The 18,680-nt window shown below is 66.6% G+C and carries 11 protein-coding genes; 3 read left to right on the top strand and 8 right to left on the bottom strand.

The annotated features are described in order from the left end of the window. Positions 1-50: 50 nt before the first annotated feature. The 3 genes from katG to ACTHQV_RS15240 all read right to left on the bottom strand — a co-directional run bounded on the left by katG (position 51) and on the right by ACTHQV_RS15240 (position 5,926). Positions 51-2,270 carry a catalase/peroxidase HPI gene (gene katG / locus ACTHQV_RS15250; protein WP_440491465.1) on the bottom strand — a complete coding sequence of 740 codons (2,220 nt, stop codon included), beginning with the start codon at positions 2,268-2,270 and terminating at the stop codon, positions 51-53. Between the two features lie 107 nt (positions 2,271-2,377). Beyond that, positions 2,378-4,252 (bottom strand): glycoside hydrolase family 2 protein, encoded by a 1,875-nt coding sequence (locus ACTHQV_RS15245; protein WP_440491463.1) that lies wholly within the window; start codon positions 4,250-4,252, stop codon positions 2,378-2,380. A gap of 90 nt (positions 4,253-4,342) precedes the next feature. Beyond that, on the bottom strand, positions 4,343-5,926 hold the full coding sequence (locus ACTHQV_RS15240) for a Na+/H+ antiporter (protein WP_440491461.1): 1,584 nt from the start codon (positions 5,924-5,926) through the stop codon (positions 4,343-4,345). Between the two features lie 439 nt (positions 5,927-6,365). Between ACTHQV_RS15240 and ACTHQV_RS15235 the strand changes: the two genes are divergently transcribed. Both ACTHQV_RS15235 and ACTHQV_RS15230 read left to right on the top strand, forming a co-directional pair. Next, positions 6,366-9,251, top strand: coding sequence for a TonB-dependent receptor domain-containing protein (locus ACTHQV_RS15235; RefSeq protein ID WP_440491460.1), 2,886 nt, complete (start codon positions 6,366-6,368; stop codon positions 9,249-9,251). A gap of 126 nt (positions 9,252-9,377) precedes the next feature. Beyond that, on the top strand, positions 9,378-10,403 hold the full coding sequence (locus tag ACTHQV_RS15230) for a class 1 fructose-bisphosphatase (RefSeq protein WP_440491458.1): 1,026 nt from the start codon (positions 9,378-9,380) through the stop codon (positions 10,401-10,403). Positions 10,404-10,433: 30 nt separating this feature from the next. On the opposite strand, the gene ACTHQV_RS15225 is transcribed toward ACTHQV_RS15230, so the two are convergent. Together ACTHQV_RS15225 and ACTHQV_RS15220 are read right to left on the bottom strand one after the other, a co-directional pair. Further along, entirely contained in the window at positions 10,434-10,985 is a 552-nt protein-coding gene (locus ACTHQV_RS15225) for a phosphoribosyltransferase (RefSeq protein WP_440491455.1), read from the bottom strand. Between the two features lie 46 nt (positions 10,986-11,031). Beyond that, positions 11,032-12,069, bottom strand: coding sequence for an adenosine deaminase (locus ACTHQV_RS15220; RefSeq protein WP_440491454.1), 1,038 nt, complete (start codon positions 12,067-12,069; stop codon positions 11,032-11,034). A 190-nt stretch (positions 12,070-12,259) separates the two neighbouring features. Between ACTHQV_RS15220 and ACTHQV_RS15215 the strand changes: the two genes are divergently transcribed. Next, positions 12,260-13,648 (top strand): nucleobase:cation symporter-2 family protein, encoded by a 1,389-nt coding sequence (locus tag ACTHQV_RS15215; protein WP_440491452.1) that lies wholly within the window; start codon positions 12,260-12,262, stop codon positions 13,646-13,648. Here ACTHQV_RS15215 and ACTHQV_RS15210 read toward each other — a convergent pair. The 3 genes from ACTHQV_RS15210 to ACTHQV_RS15200 are packed head-to-tail and all read right to left on the bottom strand — an operon-like array spanning position 13,638 to position 18,639. Continuing rightward, positions 13,638-14,996, bottom strand: a complete 1,359-nt coding sequence (locus tag ACTHQV_RS15210; RefSeq protein ID WP_440491451.1) for an 8-oxoguanine deaminase — start codon at positions 14,994-14,996, stop codon at positions 13,638-13,640. The two genes, ACTHQV_RS15215 and ACTHQV_RS15210, sit on opposite strands and share 11 nt — an antisense overlap. Continuing rightward, positions 14,996-16,096, bottom strand: a complete 1,101-nt coding sequence (locus ACTHQV_RS15205; RefSeq protein WP_440491449.1) for a purine nucleoside permease — start codon at positions 16,094-16,096, stop codon at positions 14,996-14,998. The genes ACTHQV_RS15210 and ACTHQV_RS15205 overlap by 1 nt, the downstream gene beginning before the upstream one ends. A gap of 59 nt (positions 16,097-16,155) precedes the next feature. After that, entirely contained in the window at positions 16,156-18,639 is a 2,484-nt protein-coding gene (locus ACTHQV_RS15200; RefSeq protein WP_440491447.1) for a TonB-dependent siderophore receptor, read from the bottom strand. Positions 18,640-18,680: the final 41 nt, after the last annotated feature.

Genomic DNA, 18,680 nt, shown 5'->3' with positions numbered 1-18,680 from the left:
CGCCCGAGCCTTGCGGCCCGGGCGTTTCCCTTTTCCAGCGATGGTGACGCTTATGCCTGACCGAGGTCGAAGCGGTCGGCCATCATCACCTTGGTCCATGCCGCGACGAAGTCCTGCACGAACTTCTCACCGGCATCGGCGCACGCATACACTTCGGCGATCGCGCGCAGCTGCGAGTTGGAGCCATAGACGAGGTCGGTCCGCGACGCGGTCCACTTCTGCTCCTTGGTGTGGCGATCGGTGCCGACGAACTCCTGGTCGCTTTCGTCGCTGATCTGCTTCCACGCCGTGCCCATGTCGAGCAGGTTGACGAAGAAGTCGTTGGTCAGCTGGCCCGGACGGGTGGTGAACACGCCGTGTTCCTTCGCCTTGCTGTGGTTCGCGCCCAGCACGCGCAGCCCCGCGACCAGCACCGCCATTTCCGGCGCCGACAGACCCAGCAACTGCGCCCGGTCGATCATCAGCTCCTCGGTCGGAACGTTGAACTGCACCTGCAGATAGTTGCGGAACGCATCGGCCTTCGGCTCGAGCACCGCGAAGCTCTCGACATCGGTCCATTCCTGCGTCGCGTCGGTCCGCCCCGGCGTGAACGGCACGGCGACGTCATGACCGGTCGGCGCGATCGCCTGTTCCAGCCCGACGACACCGCCCAGCACGATCAGGTCGGCGATCGAGACGGTCTTGCCGCCCTTGCCGTCGAAATCGGCCTTGATGCCTTCATAGACGTTCAGCACCTTGGCGAGCTGTTCCGGTTCGTTGATCTCCCAGTCCTTTTGCGGGGCAAGGCGGATGCGGCCGCCATTGGCGCCGCCGCGCTTGTCCGACCCGCGATAGGTCGAGGCCGAGGCCCAGGCCGTCGTCACCAGTTCGGCGATCGACAGGCCCGATGCGGCGATCGCCTGCTTCAGCGTGGCGACGTCGCCTTCGCCCAGCGGTTCGCCTTCCAGCTTCGGGACCGGGTCCTGCCAGATCAGGTCTTCCTTCGGCACTTCCGGGCCGATCAGGCGGACGTTGGGTCCCATGTCGCGGTGCGTCAGCTTGAACCATGCCCGCGCCCAGACATCGGCGAAATAATCGGGATCGGCGCGGAATTTCTGGCAGATCGCGTTATAGGCCGGGTCGACCTTCAGCGCCATGTCGGCGGTCGACATCATCGTCGGCACCTTCTTGCCCGGGGTATGCGCGGCCGGGGCCAGCGTATCCTCGGGATTGCCGACCGGCTGCCACTGGTGCGCGCCCGCCGGGCTCTTCACCAGCTCGTACTCATGGTCGAACAGCATGTCGAAATAGGTCATGTCCCATTTCGTCGGCGTCGGCGTCCATGCCCCTTCGAGGCCGGAGGTGATGGTATGGTCGCCCATGCCGGTCTCGTGGGTCGAGGCCCAGCCCAGACCCTGTGCGGCGATATCGGCACCTTCGGGCTCGCGGCCGACATGCTTGGGGTCACCCGCGCCATGCGCCTTGCCGAAGGTATGGCCGCCAGCGGTCAGCGCGACGGTTTCCTCGTCGTTCATGCCCATGCGCGCAAAGGTTTCGCGCATGTCGCGCGCCGACCCCTTGGGCATCGGGCAGCCGCCCGGACCTTCGGGATTGACGTAGATCAGCCCGTGCTGGATCGCGGCGAGCGGGCTTTCGAGCGCGAGGCCGGCTTCCTCATCGATGCGGGTCTGGCCGAGCCATTCCTCCTCAGTGCCCCAATAGACGTCCTTCTCCGGCTCGAACACGTCCTCGCGTCCGCCGCCGAAGCCGAAGGTCGGGCCGCCCATCGATTCAATCGCGACATTGCCCGCCAGGATGAACAGGTCGGCCCAGCTCAACTGCCGTCCGTACTTCTGCTTGATCGGCCACAGCAGGCGACGCGCCTTGTCGAGATTGCCGTTGTCCGGCCACGAATTGAGCGGGGCGAAGCGCTGCTGCCCCGCCGACGACCCGCCGCGACCGTCGCCGGTGCGATAGGTGCCGGCCGAGTGCCACGCCATGCGGATGAAGAATGGGCCGTAATGGCCATAGTCTGCCGGCCACCAAGGCTGGCTGTCGGTCATCAGCGCGGTCAGGTCGGCCTTCAGCGCGGCATAATCGATCGCTTCGAACTGCTTGCGGTAATCGAAGTCGTTGCCCATCGGATTCCCGCTGACACCCTTTTGATGCAGGATGTCGATCGACAGCGCTTCGGGCCACCAGTCGCGGGCGGTCTGGCCCAGCAGGCGGCGCATCGCGGCCGGCTGTTTCTTGGGATCGTTGATCGGGCTGCCTTCGGTAATGGCGTCCATCGGTAAATTCCTCTCGACCGTCTAATGGCGGCAGGATGAACCAGCGGGTTGGGTAAGGCTAATGACTTGAACCAATGCCATTGATCGGTTTTTTCGATCGATCGCGCCTATTTCGCCTCGCGCTGCGCCCGCTCCGTATAAAATCCCGCCAGCACGTCGAACGCCAGCTTGCGCTGCCCGGTTTCGGATACCAATCCCTTGCGGTTATAGCCCTGCTGCCAACCGTTCTGGCGGCGCGGCGAGCGGAAATCCTTGAGCAGCCACGGCGACAGGCCGGTCAGGGTCGGGATGCGATCGGCCATGGCCAGGGTCGCGCGGTAATAGTCGCGCTGATATTCCTCGGAGAATTTCTGCGGGGCGGGGCGGTCGTCGTGGAAACCGGCCTTCGCGCCCGCGCCGAACTCGGACAGGATCAGCGGCTTGTCGGTCGGCACCTGCCACGCGATCGCGGGCAGGTCGGCGAGGCGGTCGGGCGAATACCAACCGTTATAGGTGTTGACGCCCATCACATCGAGCCGTTCGGCGAGCGGATCGTTGATCGTCATCAGCGGATGACCGTCGCGGGTTGACCGATCGGTCAGCAGCGCCGCGCCGAGCAGCCGCGTATCGTCGAGCCGCCGGACATCGTCTGCCAGCGCGCCGAGGAAGGCGTTGCGCGCGGGCGAATTGGGGGTTTCGTTGGCGATGCTCCAGATCGCGATCGACGCGCGGTTGCGGTCGCGCACGATATTGTCGGCCAGCATCGCGCGGGCGGTCTTGAGCGTCGCGGGATTATCCCACGCGATCAGCCAATAGACCGGCACCTCGCTCCACACGAGCAGCCCCAGTTCGTCGGCAAGCCGCGTCGTCACCTCGCCATGCGGATAATGGGCGAGGCGGACGAAATTGGCATGCAGTCCGTCCTTCGCCTCGGCCAGCAGCGCGCGTGCCGCAGCGGGCGTGATGCTGCGCGCGGGATTGTTGCCGAATTCCTCCTCATGCACGCTGATCCCGCGCAGGAAGACCGGGCGGCCGTTGAGCAGGATCTGTGCGCCGCGCCGCTCGATCGTGCGGAAGCCGATACGGTCGTGCCAGCGATCCTCGCCCGCTTCGAGCGTCACGTCATAGAGGGTCGGCGTCTCGGGCGACCAGCGGCGCATACGCTTCGGGGCGGCGATCTCGCCATGCCAGCGGCCCTCGCCATCGGTGCGCCCCGACAGCGTGACCCCCAGCGCCGGAATGGTGAGCCGCATCAGCGCATTGGCGGCGGTGCTGCCGTTCAGCTTCGCATCGATCGCGATCCGGCCAGTGCGGGTCAGCCGGACCCATGCATCGTCGACGAAGGTCGCGGGCGTTTCGATCAGGCGGATGTCGCGGGTGATGCCGCCATAATTCTCCCAGTCGGTGACCGGCGGCGGCACGCTGCTGGCGTCGACCGCGGAATCGACCGCGACGGTGATCTGGTTGTCGCCGGCGCGCACCCGATCGGTCACCTCGATCGCGAAGGGGGTGAAGCCGCCTTCATGCTCGCCGACGAACTGCCCGTTTAGGAACACGCGCGCGCGGTAATTGACCGCGCCGAAGCGCAGGAAGCGGCGCTTGCCCGCGCTCGGCTGGGCGCTGAAATGCCGCTGATACCAGACCAGCCCCTGATAATGGCGCATCTCCGCCGCATGGGTCATCCACCCGCCGGGCAGCGTCGCGAGCGGGGCGGCGTCCATGTCATATTCGAACAGCGCCTGCTGGTTGCGGCGCAGTTCGGCGGGCACGTCGACCTCGGCCCAGCGGCGTTCGGTGACGTTCGCATCCTCGCCATGAAAGCCGCGCATGCCCGCGCGGTACGGGTCGATCGAATAATGCCATTGCCCGGTCAGGTCGCTGCCCGGGCGCAGGTCGCCCGCAACCATCGCGACCGGGGGCGGCGGCGTCTGGGCAAGCGCCGGGCGGGCGGGGAGCAGCAGCGCGAACGCGCCGAGCAGAGCGAGGGGCAGGCGGGCGATCATCGCGGCATCATTGCCGTTGGCGGGACGGGGGACAAGGGGATTGCGCCCATGCCCAAAATCGCGGCGACTCCGCCATCGCCACGCCGCGCCTCAACCCTTGGCGGCGACCGCGCCCAATTCCTCGAGATCGAGGTCGTGTTCGAGATCGTGGAGCGTCTCGTCATCGATCTGCCCGGCGCGGTGCAGCCGGACCAGTTCGGCGCGCCCGGCGGCGACCGCGGCGATGATGACGTCGAAATGGCGCGCGATCGCGTCGGTCCGTTCCTCGGGCGTGCCGTCGAACGCCTCGCCCGCCGTCGCACGCACGGTATAGCGGCGCAGCAGCTGCGGGTGGATCAGCGTTCCGCGATCGTCATAGGCGTCCCGTTCGACCGCCGCCAGCTGCGCACGAAACATCGCATGCTCGGCGGCGTGCAGATCGAGCGGCGGCAGCGCGGACGGGTCCTCCGCCGGGCAGGCACGCCGGATCACCCAGCCAAGCGACGTCCCCTGGATCAGGACGGTGACGAGGATGACGGCAAAGGCGGTGACCAGCATCAGGTCGCGTTCGGGCATCGTTTCGGGCAGCGACAGGGCGACCGCGAGCGTCACCACCCCGCGCATCCCCGCCCAGCTCATGACCAGTGCGGCGCGTCCCCCCAGCGGACGCGCGGCGGTCACGCCGGTCCGGTGGAGGATGGCGACGACCGCATCGGCGGCGAAGATCCACACGAAGCGCGCGACGACCACCGCCGCGACGATGACCAGGACCGGCACCGCCATCGTGTCGACGATGCGTGCCGGATCGCCGACGCGGTCGAGCAGGCCGCGCAGCGACAGGCCGATCAGCGTGAACACCGCCGCCTCCAGCAGGAAGACGAGCACCTGCCAGAAGGCGAGCGCGCGGATACGCACGCTGGCGCTAAATACGACATGCTGAAACCAACCACAGGTCAGGCCCGCGGTCACCACCGCGATCACGCCCGACACGTGGAGCAGTTCGCCGGCGATATAGGCGCTCCAGCATACGAGCAACGTCGCCGCGATCATCAGCGTATCGTCGTTCAACCGACGCAGCAGCAACACCCACAGCCCGCCGATCGCCGCACCCACCGCAATGCCGCCCGCGACCAGCAGGAAGAAGGTACCCGTCGCCGCGCCGAGGCTGAACGCCCCCGTCACCACCGCCGCAACCGCGAAGCGAAACAGCACCAGGCCGGCGGCATCGTTGAGCAGGCTCTCCCCCTCCAGCAACGTGGACAGGCGGCGCGGCAACCGAACCCGTTGCAGGACGGCGCGTGCCGATACCGCGTCGGGCGGCGACAGGATCGCACCCAGCGCGACGCAGGCCGCCCAAGGCAATGCCGGCAGCAGCAGTTTCGCGACCACCGCCACGACCGCCGTGGTGAAGAACACCGCACCGACCGCCAGCGACAGGATGCCGGCCATATGGCGGCGGAACGGCGCGATCGCGGTGAACCACGCGCCGTCCATCAACAGGGGCGGCAGGAACAGGACAAGGACCAGTTCGGGATCGATGGCGACGGCGGGCAGGCCGGGGATGAACGCCACCGCACCGCCACCGACGATCAGCGCCGCGGCGGGCGGCAACGACAGACGCCGTGCGACATGGTGCAGGGCGACGATCACGAGGAACATCGCGATAATCAGCTCGAACCCCGCCGCGGCATGCATATCGCTGTTCCCCCGTTCCGACGCTCGATCGAAAGCGGAAAAAGCCGGACCGATCAAGGCGAACGGTCCATGACCGCCCGCGGGCAGGGGCAGCAGGCGCGAAACTCCGGCGATAGCGAAACGCTGCCCCGCGACGGCCTTCGGATCGCGTGCGCAGGAAGAGTAGAACGAACGTTGCCACGTTCGGAAAAGGTCTACCGGAACGGACTATCTCGTGCGGCGCGTACAGCATACAAAAATTTCCGTTCGGCCGTGATGATGGCAAATTAAAATACTTGCGTAATCATAAGAACGTCGGCGTCCGAGGAATGTTGCCGATCGACAACATGGTGCGACAATTACGTCACCAAATGCGCGCATCGTCAAAAACCCGCTTGCGCATCGCCGTCCGCCCCGCGAGCCTTGTCCCATAATAAAACAGGAACATGGGGGTTTCATCATGCTGCGTTTCCGATCGGCCATTCTGTGCGGTGGCGCCGTCCTCGCCATCTGCTCCACGACCCTCGCCACCGCTGCGCACGCGCAGGTGGCGCCTGCCGTGTCGAGCCCGAACGTGGCCGAGGATCCCGATGCCACCGGGGAGATCGTGGTGACCGGTTCGCGCATCCGTCGCGATCCGCTCGACCAGCCGTCGCCGGTCATCAACGTCGATGAACAGGCGATCGCGCGCACCGGCCTGTCGTCGATTGCCGATGTGCTGCAACGCATCCCGAGTTCGGCCGGCGGGCTGAACACCAAATTCAACAATTCGGGCAATTTCGGCAACCCGCCCGATGGCGGCGGTGTCGGCGCCGGGTCGGCGGCGATCGACCTGCGCTATCTGGGCGCGAAGCGGACGCTCGTGCTGGTCGATGGCCTGCGCTATGTCAGCGGCGCTTCGGCCAGCGGCATTCCGGCCTCGGTCGACCTCAACTCGATCCCCGACGTGATGATCGGCCGGGTCGAGGTGCTGCAGTCGGGCGCGTCGCCGCTTTATGGGTCGGACGCGATCGCCGGGGTGGTGAACATCATCACCAAATCGAGCCAGCGGGGGTTCCACGCCCAGGCGCAATATGGCCAGTTCCTCGAACAGGGCGATGGCGAGACCGAGAATTACCAGTTGAGCTGGGGCAACGGATCGAACCAGCCCGTCGATTTCGTCGCCGGTGCCTTCTACATTCGGCAGCAGTCGGTCAGCGCCGCCGATCGCGACATCTCGCAATTCCCCAATCCGGGCCAGACCAGCTGCGGCGATCCGATCGGCGGCTGTTCGAGCTATACGCCGCTCGGCCGGTTCATCGTCAACGGTCAGAACCTGACGCTGCGCGCGCCGGTCATCGGTCGCAACGCGGTGTATGATCCGACGCTGGCGACCGGCGATTTCAAGGCGTTCACCAACGCCGACCGGTTCAATTTCGCGCCGTTCAACTATTTCCTGACGCCCAGCGAACGCTATGGCGGGTTCGTCAACGCCCGCGCCGAATTTTCGGAGGCGCTGAACCTGCGGGTGAAGGCGGTGTACAACCATCGCCAGTCGCAGAACCAGGCGGCGTTCCTGCCGCTGCCGATCGGACCGGACGCGGGTGGCGGGCCGCTGACGCGCACCATCTCGATCGACGTCACCAACCCGTTCAACCCGTTCGGCCGGACGCTGAACGGCGGCGGCAACGGACAGCCCGCGACCTATTCGGCGATCTTCCGCCGACTGGTCGAGGCCGGGCAGCGGACCTACAGCCAGACGGTCGACACGATGTCGGTGACCGGCACGCTCGACGGACAGTTCGAGATGATGGGCCGCAACTGGTATTGGGATGCCAGCGCGGTGGTCGGCTATAACGATGCCAAGCAGCTGTTCACCGGCAACGTCAACGTCGCGCGCTTGCGCCAAGCGCTGGGGCCCGTCGCCCAGTGCACCGGCGAATGCGTACCGCTCAACGTCTTTGGCGGGGTCGGGTCGATCACCCCGGCGATGCTCGGCTTCATCGGGTTCGACGAACGCGCGCGCAGCAACCAGGTGCTGAACGACTATACCGCCAACCTGTCGGGCCAGCTGTTCGATCTGCCCGGCGGCCCGGTCGGGATCGCGATCGGCTATGAACACCGGTTCCAGTCGGGCAGCTTCACGCCCGATCCGTTGATCCAGGCCGGACTGGGCGCCGACATTCCGGCACAGGCGGCGCGCGGCAGCTTCAATGTCGACGAAGTCTATGGCGAAATCCGCCTGCCGATCCTGAAGGACGTGCCGTTCTTCAACAGCCTCGAACTGAACGGCGCGGTTCGCCATTCGGACTATTCGACCTTTGGCGGCAATACGACGCTGACGGGCGGCGCGTTGTGGAAGCCGGCGGCGGACCTGTTGCTGCGCGGTTCCTATGCCGAGAGCGTCCGGGCGCCCTCGATCGGCGAATTGTTCGGCGCGCAGTCGCGCTTCGACCAGTCGCTGCCCGATCCGTGTTCGAACGTCGCCGGCAGCCTGTTCCGCACCAATGCCACCGCCCGCACCAACTGTATCGCCGACGGGGTTCCGGCCGATGGCAGCTATGCCGAGCCTGCCGGGCAGTTGCCGGTGCTGACCGGCGGCAATGCGGCGTTGCAGCCGGAAAAGGCGCGGACGCTGTTGTTCGGCGGCGTCTACAGCCCCGCCTGGGCGCGGGGCGGCTTCGCCAGCGCGCTCAGCCTGGAAGTCAATTATTACGACATCCGCGTGCGCGATGCGATCGCGGCGATCCCGGCCAACGTGCTGCTCGGCCGATGCGCGCTGACCGGCGATCCGCTGTCCTGTTCGGCAACGACGCGGACCGCCAACGGCTTCGTGTCGGCAATTAGCGGCCTGTTGCTGAACACCGGCGGCATCCGCACGCGCGGCGTCGACGCGACCTTCACGCTGCGCACCCGCGATACCGGGGCGGGGGTGTTCGGGCTGTCGGTGATCGGCAACTATCTGTTGGGCTATCAAGAGACCGTGCCGGCTACCAACGGGACCACCACGACCCGTTATGAGGGTACCGAGCGCGGCAGCCCCGATCAGGCCTATCCCCGGTTCAAGGGGCTGGCGACGATCGACTGGGCGATCGGGCCGGTCACGGCGTCGATCACCGGCCGCTATATCGACGATGTCCGCGAGATCCAGAACACGACTACGTTGAAGGAACGGCTGTACGGCGACGTCCAGCTTGCGCTGCGTCCGGCGTGGATGGACAGCCGGTTCGCGCTGACGGTCGGCGTCAACAACGTGTTCGATCAGGACCCGCCGGCCTGTTTCTCGTGCAGCCTGAACAATTACGATCCGACGACCTATGACGTGCCGGGACGCTTCGGCTATCTGCGCCTGTCCTACGGCTTGTAAGCAGCGGCGGAGCGGGCGGCGGACGCCCGCTCCGACCGGTCGCCTGCGCCGTCCTTCTGTCTTCCGCGCGAAACGAATGCATCGCATACAGGGGCGAGCGCCGGCAGGCCGACGAAAGGACACCGAATGACGAATCCCCAACCGGCGACACAGGGCGCGATCACCCTGTCGCGGTTCCTGATCGAACAGCAGCGCCGCGACGCCGAAAGCTGTCCGGCGGAACTGCGCCTGCTGATCGAGACCGTCGCGCGGGCGTGCAAGACGATCGGCCATGCGATTTCGAAGGGGGCGCTGGGCGACGTGCTCGGGGCGCTGGGCAGCGAGAATGTGCAGGGCGAGGTCCAGAAGAAGCTGGACGTGATCGCCAACGAACTGCTGCTGGATGCCAATGAATGGGGCGGGCATCTGGGGGGTATGGCGTCCGAGGAGATGGAGACGATCCACCGTATCCCCAATCGCTATCCCAAGGGCGAATATCTGCTGCTGTTCGATCCGATCGACGGGTCGAGCAACATTGATGTCGACCTGTCGGTCGGCACGATCTTTTCGGTGCTTCGCGCGCCCGAGGACTGCGCCGGGCGCGACGTGACCGAGGCGGACTTTCTGCAGCCCGGCCGCGATCAGGTGGCGGCGGGCTATGCGATCTACGGGCCGCAGACGCTGCTGGTGTTGACGGTCGGCGACGGGGTGTATGAATTCACCCTCGACCGCGAGGTGGGTTCGTGGCGGCTGACCGACGGGCCGATGCGGATTCCCGCTGGCACCCGCGAATTCGCGATCAACATGGCGCGCCGCCGGCAATGGTCGCCGACCATTGCCGGCTATATCGAGGAACGCATCCTCGGCAGCGAAGGGCCGATCGGCATCGATTACAACATGCGCTGGACCGCATCGATGGTCGCCGACATCCACCGCATTCTGAAGCGCGGCGGCGTGTTCCTCTATCCCGCAGACCACCGCGAAGCGGGCAAGGCACGGCTGCGGCTGCTGTACGAGGCGAACCCGATGGCGATGCTGGTCGAACAGGCCGGCGGCAGCGCGACCGACGGCCATGACCGCATCCTCGACATCGCGCCGCACGGGCTGCACCAGCGGGTCGGGGTGGTGATCGGCGACGTGCAGGAAGTGGCGGTCGCGAGCGCGGGGCAATAGGGGCGGGGGGCGCGGACGCCCCTGCTGCCGTCAGCGCAGGATTATGTCGGCGCCGTGCTTGTGCGCGCGGATTTCGTCGGTGGTCAGGCCGTTGATCTCGTGCGGGAAGATCAGCCAGTCGTTTGTCTGGTGCACGAAGAAGTCGGGCTTCAGGTCGGTGACGTTGCGCGACGGTTTATAATAGACGGTCGCGACCTTCACCTCGTCGGGCAGGTTGTTGCGGCAGCGATCCTTCAATTCCTTAAGCAGTGCACGGATCGAGCGGCCCGAATCGAACACGTCGTCGATGAGCAGCAGCCGGTCCTCGGGATTGAGGACGTCGACCAGATGGCCGAGGCCGTAGATGCGGACCTGCGGTTCCTGCTGGTCGATCCCGGTATAGGAGGCGGTGCGGATGGCGATATGGTCGCTGTGCACCCCGCGATATTCGAGCAGTTCCTGCACCGCGATGCCAACCGGCGCGCCGCCGCGCCAGATGCCGACGATGTGCGTCGGGCGGAATCCGGAATCGAAGACGAGGTTGCCGAGGCGGAACGAATCCTCGAGCAGGCGGTCGGCGGACAGATAGATTTTGGGTACCACGGCGTTTCCATCGAAGGGCCGGACGGGCGGCAGGACCGCCGCATTCCTACAAGACCGGGTTCGCTTGTCCACCGCCTGCCGACCGCGCGAAACCATCCAATCGGGCGAGATGCCCGGCGATGGCGACGTCGTCGAGAAACGATCCGAGGAAGCTGTTGCGCGCAAGCGTGACCAGATCGGCACGCGACAGACCGCGTGCCTGCGCGACCGCACGGTAATTGTCGCCGATATAGCCGCCGAAATAGGCCGGATCGTCCGAATTTATCGTCGCGCGCAGCCCCAGCGCCAGCATCCGGTCGATCGGGTGATCGGCCATGTCCTTGACCACGCACAGCTTGTGGTTGGAGAGCGGGCAGACGGTCAGCGTCATCGCCTCCCGCGCGAGACGTGCGGTCAACAACGGATCCTCGAGCGCGCGATTGCCATGGTCGAGCCGGTCGATGCGCAACAGGTCGAGCGCCTCATGGACATAGGCGGGGGGCCCTTCCTCGCCGGCATGGGCGACACGCTTCAACCCGGCATCGCCAGCCGCGGCGAACACGCGCGCGAATTTAGCGGGCGGGTGGCCGACCTCCGACGAATCGAGCCCGACGCCGTCGATCCGGTCGAGCCATTTTTCCGCCTGCGCAAAGGTCGCGAACGCGGCATCCTCGTCGAGATGGCGCAGGAAGCACAGGATCAGCTTCGACGTCAGCCCATGCCGGTCTTCGGCCACCCGCATGCCCGAAAGCAGTCCCTCCATCACCGTGTCGAACGGAATGCTGCGATCGGTATGGGTCTGCGGATCGAAGAAGATTTCGGCATGGACTACGCCGTCCGCCGCCGCCCGGTCGAAATAGGCGACCGCCAGATCGTGGAAATCCTCGGCGGTGCGCAGCACGTCGGCACCGGCATAATAGATGTCGAGGAAATCCTGCAGATTGGAAAAGGCATAGGCGGCGCGCACCTCCTCGACCGAGGCGAACGGGATGGCGACACGGTTGCGACGGGCAAGGTCGAACATCAGTTCGGGTTCGAGGCTGCCTTCGATATGCAGATGCAGTTCGGCCTTGGGCAGCGCGGTGATGAAGGCGTCGTCGGTCATGCGGGCAAATTCCATCGGATCGGGCATGGCGCGCATCATGCGCAATCGGCGGCGCGGGCGATAGCCTCGGCGTGGCCGCCGAGCGATGCCTTTTCTCGATCGCTTCGTTCCAGAAACGGCGCTGGTGGCGAGCGACCGGCTGTCGATAGGTTGCGCCGCAGCACGCAATCAACAGACGGAGACCGGTCCCATGCCATCGGCGACGACGCAGTTGCCCCTCGCCGGGCAGGGACCCGCCACCGCCGCCGTGATCGCGGACGACGTCGATGCGATGCTGCCCGCGCGGCGGCTGTTGCCGCTGGCGTGCCAGCATGTGCTCGTGATGTATGCCGGGGCGGTGGCGGTGCCGCTGGTGGTCGGGCGCGCGCTGAACCTGCCGCCCGCGCAGCTGGGGTTGCTCATCAGCGCCGATCTGGTCGCGTGCGGTTTCGCGACGCTGATCCAGACGCTGGGCCTGCCCAAGGTCGGCATCCGCCTGCCGATCGTGATGGGGGTGACCTTCGCATCGATCAGCCCGATGCTGGCGATGATCGCGACCGGCAACGCAGCTCGCACGCCGCCCGAAACGGTGCTGCGCGGAATCTATGGCGCGGTGATCGTCGCCGGGCTGTTTGGGTTTCTGGTCGCGCCGTTCGTCGGGCGGGTATCGCGGTTGTTCCCGCCCGCCGTGACCGGCACGGTGATCCTGTTGATCGGGCTCAGCCTGATGCGGGTCGGCATCAATTGGACCGCGGGCGGGCAGCCGACCGATCCCGGCTATGGCGCGCCGGCGCATCTGTTGCTGGCATTGCTGACGCTCGGCGTGGTGTTGTGCCTGATGCGGTTCGGCCATGGGTTGCTGCGCAGCGGCGCGGTGCTGGCCGGGACCGTCGCCGGCACGGTCATCGCCGGCGCGATGGGACAGGTCGACCTGGACCCCGTGCGCGAGGCGCCGTGGTTCGCGGTGGTGCGGCCGTTCCAGTTCGGGTTGCCGATGTTCAACCTGCCGGCATCGATCGCGATGTGCCTGGTCATGATGACGGTGATGATCGAATCGTTCGGCATGTTCATGGCCGCCGGGCAGATGGTCGGCCGCCCGGTCGACCGGCGGCAGCTGGTACGCGGTCTGCGCGGCGATGCCGCGGGGACGGTGCTGGGAGGGGTGTTCAACACCTTTCCCTATACCTCCTTCGCGCAGAATATCGGGTTGCTGAGCATCACCGGCGTACGGTCGCGTTTCGTCTGTGCCGGGGCGGGGGTAATCCTGCTCGCCCTCGGCTTCTGTCCGAAGCTGGCGGCGCTGGTCGCGGCGGTGCCGCTGCCGGTGCTGGGCGGGGCGGCGCTGGTCATGTTCGGGATGATCGCGGCGACCGGCATCCGCATCCTCGGATCGGTCGAGCTGACCTTTGAACGGCTGGTCACGATCGCGGTGTCAATCGCCATCGGGTTGATCCCAGTGCTGTCCGACCGGTTTTTCCAGGCGATGCCGGCGGCGCTCGCCCCGCTGCTCCATTCGGGGATCGTGCTGGCATCGATCAGCGCGGTCGGGCTCAACGCCTTCTTCAGTGCGCGTTCGACGGCGGAGGACGCTATGGTGTAGTGCTCAGGCGGGCGATAGAGCGGCGGGCATCGGCGAGGATCGTTGCCATCGGCACGCCGAGCAGCGCCCCGCCCGCAACCACCGCGCGCCCCTCGACGAACAGGTCGCGCACCCCGGCGGGCGGACACAGCACCAGCCCGGCGACCATATCCCAGGCGCCGGTATTGTCGGCGGTCGCGACGTCCCATACCGCCAGATCCGCGCGACGACCGACCGTCAGCGCACCGCAATCGTCACGGCCCAGCATTTCCGCCCCGCCGCGCGTCGCCAATCGCAGCGCGGCGCGCGGCGACAGCGCCTCCGCGCCGGCGGTGACGCGTTGGAGGAGCATCGCCTGACGCGCCTCCTGCAACAAATTGCCGCTGTCGTTCGATGCCGATCCGTCGACGCCGAGGCCGAGCGGCACTCCGGCGGCCAGCATCGCCGCGACCGGCGCGATGCCGGCGCCGAGGCGGCAGTTCGAGCAGGGACAGTGGGCGACGCCGGTACCGGTCGCGGCGAACAGCGCGATCTCGTCGGCGTCGAGCTTCACGCAATGCGCCAGCCACACGTCCGGCCCGGTCCAGCCCAGGCGTTCGGCATAGACGCCCGGCCGGCAACCGAACCGTTCGAGCGAGAAGGCGACGTCATCGGCATCCTCGGCCAGATGGGTGTGGAGCATCACCCGCTTGTCGCGGGCGAGCAGCGCCGCGTCGCGCATCAGCCCCTCGCTGACCGAAAAGGGCGAACAGGGGGCGACGGCGATGCGGACCATCGCACCGGGAGCGGGATCGTGGAACCGGTCGATCACGCGGATCGTGTCGGCAAGGATCGCCGGCTCGCGTTCGACCAGCGCATCGGGGGGCAGGCCGCCTGCGCTTTCGCCGACACTCATGCTGCCGCGCGTGGCATGGAAGCGCAGGCCGATATCGGCAGCGGCGGCGATGGTGTCGTCGAGGGTGACGCCGTTCGGGTAGAGATATAGATGGTCGGTGCTGAGCGAGCAGCCCGACAGCGCCAGTTCGGCCAGCCCGAGGCGCGTGGCGGCATGGACGTCGTCGGGGCGATAGCGCGCCCAGATCGGATAGAGCCGCTTGAGCCAACCGAACAGCGAGGCATCGGTCGCGCCCGGCACCGCACGGGTCAGCGACTGGAACAGGTGGTGATGGGTGTTGACCAGCCCCGGCGTCACCACGCAGCCGCGCGCATCGATCGTCCGGTCGGCGACCTGGCGCAGCGGGGCCAGCGCATCGGTCGTGCCGATCGCGGCGATCACCCCGTCACGCCACGCGATCGCGCCATCGGCGATCTCGCGCCCGTCATCGTCCATGGTGACAAGCGCGGCGGCCGAATGGAGGACGGTCAGCATTATTGCGGCGGCGTGGTGCGGTAGCGGTCCCAATGGGCGAGCAGTTCGTCGACCACCCGGTTGCCGACGCGGTACAGGCTTTCGACCGAGGCGTTCAGCCCGGCATAGCCTTCATTCTCGCGCAGCAGATAGTCGGCGGCGGTGACGCCCGGCGGCGGCATGGTATAGTTGCTGCCGGTGCGCAGGACGAGGACGCGGTCCTTGTCGACGCGGCCGATCTTCGAGAGATATTCGATCGCCTGGAGCGTGCCGGTCTCCTCCATCGCGCTAGTGACGAAGCTGCCTTTCCCTTGCGTGAAATAGCGGGTGTGGTCGTTGGCCCAGCGGTTGAGCAGGCTGCCATGCCAGAAGGTCATCGCGGAAAACTGGTCGCCCATCAGCACGAAGGGCGGCTTTCGCGCATTGGGGTGATCGGTATAGCGCGCGCGTTCGCGGGCGATGCCGGGATCGTCGGGCAGCGCGGTGTCGCGGGTCAGGCGATAGGCCCATTCGGCGAGTTTCGGGTTGAGTGCGAACACCTCCCCGCCATCGGTACGCGGCGGGGCAGGGTCGTCCGGCCCCTGGCGGTCGAGCGGGAAATAGCCGCTCTTCCAGTCGGCCGGGATTTCGCGCGCGTCGATCTCATGCGCCAGATCGCCGTCGACGACATAGCGCGCCCATGCCGCCGAACCGATCGAGGCGTCCTCGGGATCGATGCCGGCGATCCCCGCCACCAGCCAATAGGCGTGCGACAGGTCGAGCCGGGTGTCGAGGCCGATCGCGGTGATCGCCGCTGCGGCGCGGACCGATCCGACGCCGGTGACCACGCCCAGTATCTGGGTTTCGGGATTGTAATAGAGGTCGTGATAGCCGTGCGGGAAGGGGATGCGCTGATACAGGTTGCGCCTGGTCTTCCACAGCTGGAACTCGCCGGCGGTGTCGCCTTCGTCCTTGCCGATTTCGAACATGGTAACGACCACCATCCGTACCGGAAGCGGTTTGGCGCAGGGCGCCGCGATCGCGCAGAGCGGTGCGGTGGGCGGGGTGGGCGCCGGCGCGGCATGGGCCGACAGGGCGGGCGCGGCGGCGGCGAGCAGCAGGCCGGTGACGAAAGGACGCATGATCGATACTCCGGCGGGGCGGGGGGTGCCGTTCGCCGGCACTCCCCCCGCGCGCACCATCAGAATTTATAGACGGCAGAGGCGAGGAAACTGCGCGGCCGTTCGGGAAGCACGATGGTGCTGCCGAACAATTCGGTGAAGTTGGCGCGGAAATAGCGCGCATTGGTCGCGTTCTTGATGACGCCGCGGAACAGCCACGGGCCGGTCTGGTACGAGCTGGACAGGTCGACCAGCGTATAGCCCGGCAGGCGCACCGCCTGCGACTGACCCGAGAACACCGAGTCCACCTTCACCACGCTGCCGCTGAACGACAGGCCGTTGTCGAAGCCATAGGTCGCGGTGGCCGAATAGAGGTTGGCGGGAATGCCGGCGCGGCGCGCATCGCTGCGGCTGTTGATCGGGACCAGCCCGATCGGCTGCCCGCCCAGATGCAGCGTCGGGTTCGTGACGTTGACCAGATCCTCGATCCCGAAGAAGCTGAACAGCGTTCCGGCCTGAAGCCCGGTCAGGTTCACGACCTCGGTATGGGTATAGGCACCGGTCACGAGCAGATGGCGATCGACCGCCCAGCGTGCTTCGGCTTCGACGCCCTTGGTCTCGACCGCCTGGTTGACGGTGATCGACTGGATGTTGAAGTCGGTCCGGTTCTGTTTGTAGACCGACAGCGCGGCATAGAGGGTGTCGTTGAGCCAGCTGCCCTTCACCCCGCCTTCGTATAGACGCGAGGTCGACATGAAGCCGCCCGCGACCGCTTCGGGCAATACCTCCGCCCCCTGGCCGACGACGATCGTCGATTGCTGCGACGCGGTGGCATAGGGGATGATGCCGAAGGGCAGCTTGTACGACGCGCTGGCAGTCCACGACCAGCCATCGTCGCTGCCCTTGGCCGAATTGCGCACCGGCACGCGGTCCATGACGGTCGGGTCATAGCGCGACGATGCGTCGACCTTATCGTAGCGGCCGCCGAGCAGCAGATCGAGGCCGAAGGTGAAGTCGAGATCGACCAGCGCCGCGAGGCCGTAATCGGTCGTGTGGCCGAAGACCCGGTCGGTATAGCCGCAATTGCATTCGTTGGCGAGCAACCGGTTCGATGCCGGGGTATAGCCCTGGATCAAATCGACGCGGTGGAAATATTCGAAGTCGAAATCGTCGCCATAGTCGAAATTGACATAGCGGATCGACGGCGAGAATTGGCCTGAGAATTTGCCGATGCCGGTCTCGATCGACTTGGAAACGACGATCTTGTCCTCGATGACGTAGGAATCGACGCGCTGCGAAAAGCCGTAATCGTTGTTGTTGATATTCTGCGTATTGTCGAAGAACAGTTGGTTCTTGACGGTCAGCTCGCCCGGCCCGTCATAGGTGACGTCGTAATAGAGCGTCGTCTGCTTGTTGGTCAGCTTGTCCTCGGTGCCGGTCAGCACGTCGCGGCGGCTGAGCTTGGCGGTACCGGTGTTGACGAGGTTGAGCTGCGGATAGGTCTGGGTGAAGCAGGCGTCGGTGAAGCCGCTGGCGAACGGACTGAAGCTGCTGTTCGGGCAGGTGAAGTTGCCGAAGATCGACAGGCCGCCGGGGATCGAGGCGTTGATCTCGCCCTGCGAAATCTGGCCGTCGCCATCGGTGTCGAGCGGCTTGGCGGTGCCGGTGATATAGGTGCTATCGTCGACCAGCTGCTGGGTCAGGCGGTTCCAGCCGCCATTCTGCTGCCCTTTGAAATTCTGGTACTGGCCGCCGAACTCGATGCGGATGCGGTCGGTCAGCTGATGGTCGAACGCGCCCTGCAGGATCGTCTGCTTGGTCGACATGTTGCGATAATAGCTGCCCGAATCCTCGATCTCGGCATAGAGGCTGTAGCCGAGATCGGCGCCGAGCACGCGCACCGGTCCGCGCACCTCGGCGCGCAGATTGTTCCGGTCCCAGCTGCCGCCGGTATAGCTGACCTCGCCGCGCGGACTGCTGAGCAGCGCGCCGCCAGCGACCCGCGCCGATTTGGGCACGAAGTTCAGATAGCCGCCGGTCTTGGACGGGCCGTAGATCGGCGAGGCGGGGCCGCGGACGATGTCGATCCGGTCGGCGGCGGCGATCGGCGTGGGATAGTTGCCGGCATTGTCGAGCCGGCGGACGCCCCGGAAATAGGTCTCGCCCGGCGTGCCGCGAATGTCGAGCGCGCCGCCGACCCCGAAGAAGGAGTTGGTGAAAGTGCCCGGCGACTGGGCGACGAGGTCGTAGATATCGGTGATGCCGAAACGTTCGATCTGTTCGTCGCTGATCGTCGAGGCCGAGCGCGGCGTTTCGACCAGCGTCTTATCGAAGCCGAAGACCGAGCCGACGTCCTTGACCGGCAGCGCGTTGAGCGAGCCGGTGACGACGATGTCGTTGCCGTCCTGCGCATCGGCCTCGGCCGTGGCGGTCGCTTCCTGCGCATGCGCGGGCATGGCCAGCGCCGTTCCGCACAGCAGCGCCGCGAACAGGGCGGGGCCGGTGCGGCGACCCGGTTTCGATCGGTGCAGGTCGATGGAGTTCGAGCGCGCAAGCATCGTCATGGTCAGCCCCCTGTGACGCCCGACCGGTTCCCCGCGGCCGG

Source organism: Sphingomonas sp. SAFR-052 (genome assembly GCF_051965015.1).
GTDB lineage: Bacteria > Pseudomonadota > Alphaproteobacteria > Sphingomonadales > Sphingomonadaceae > Sphingomonas.
The sequence above is the reverse complement of the archived record's forward strand: the minus strand, read 5'-3'. Positions and strand labels throughout refer to the sequence as shown.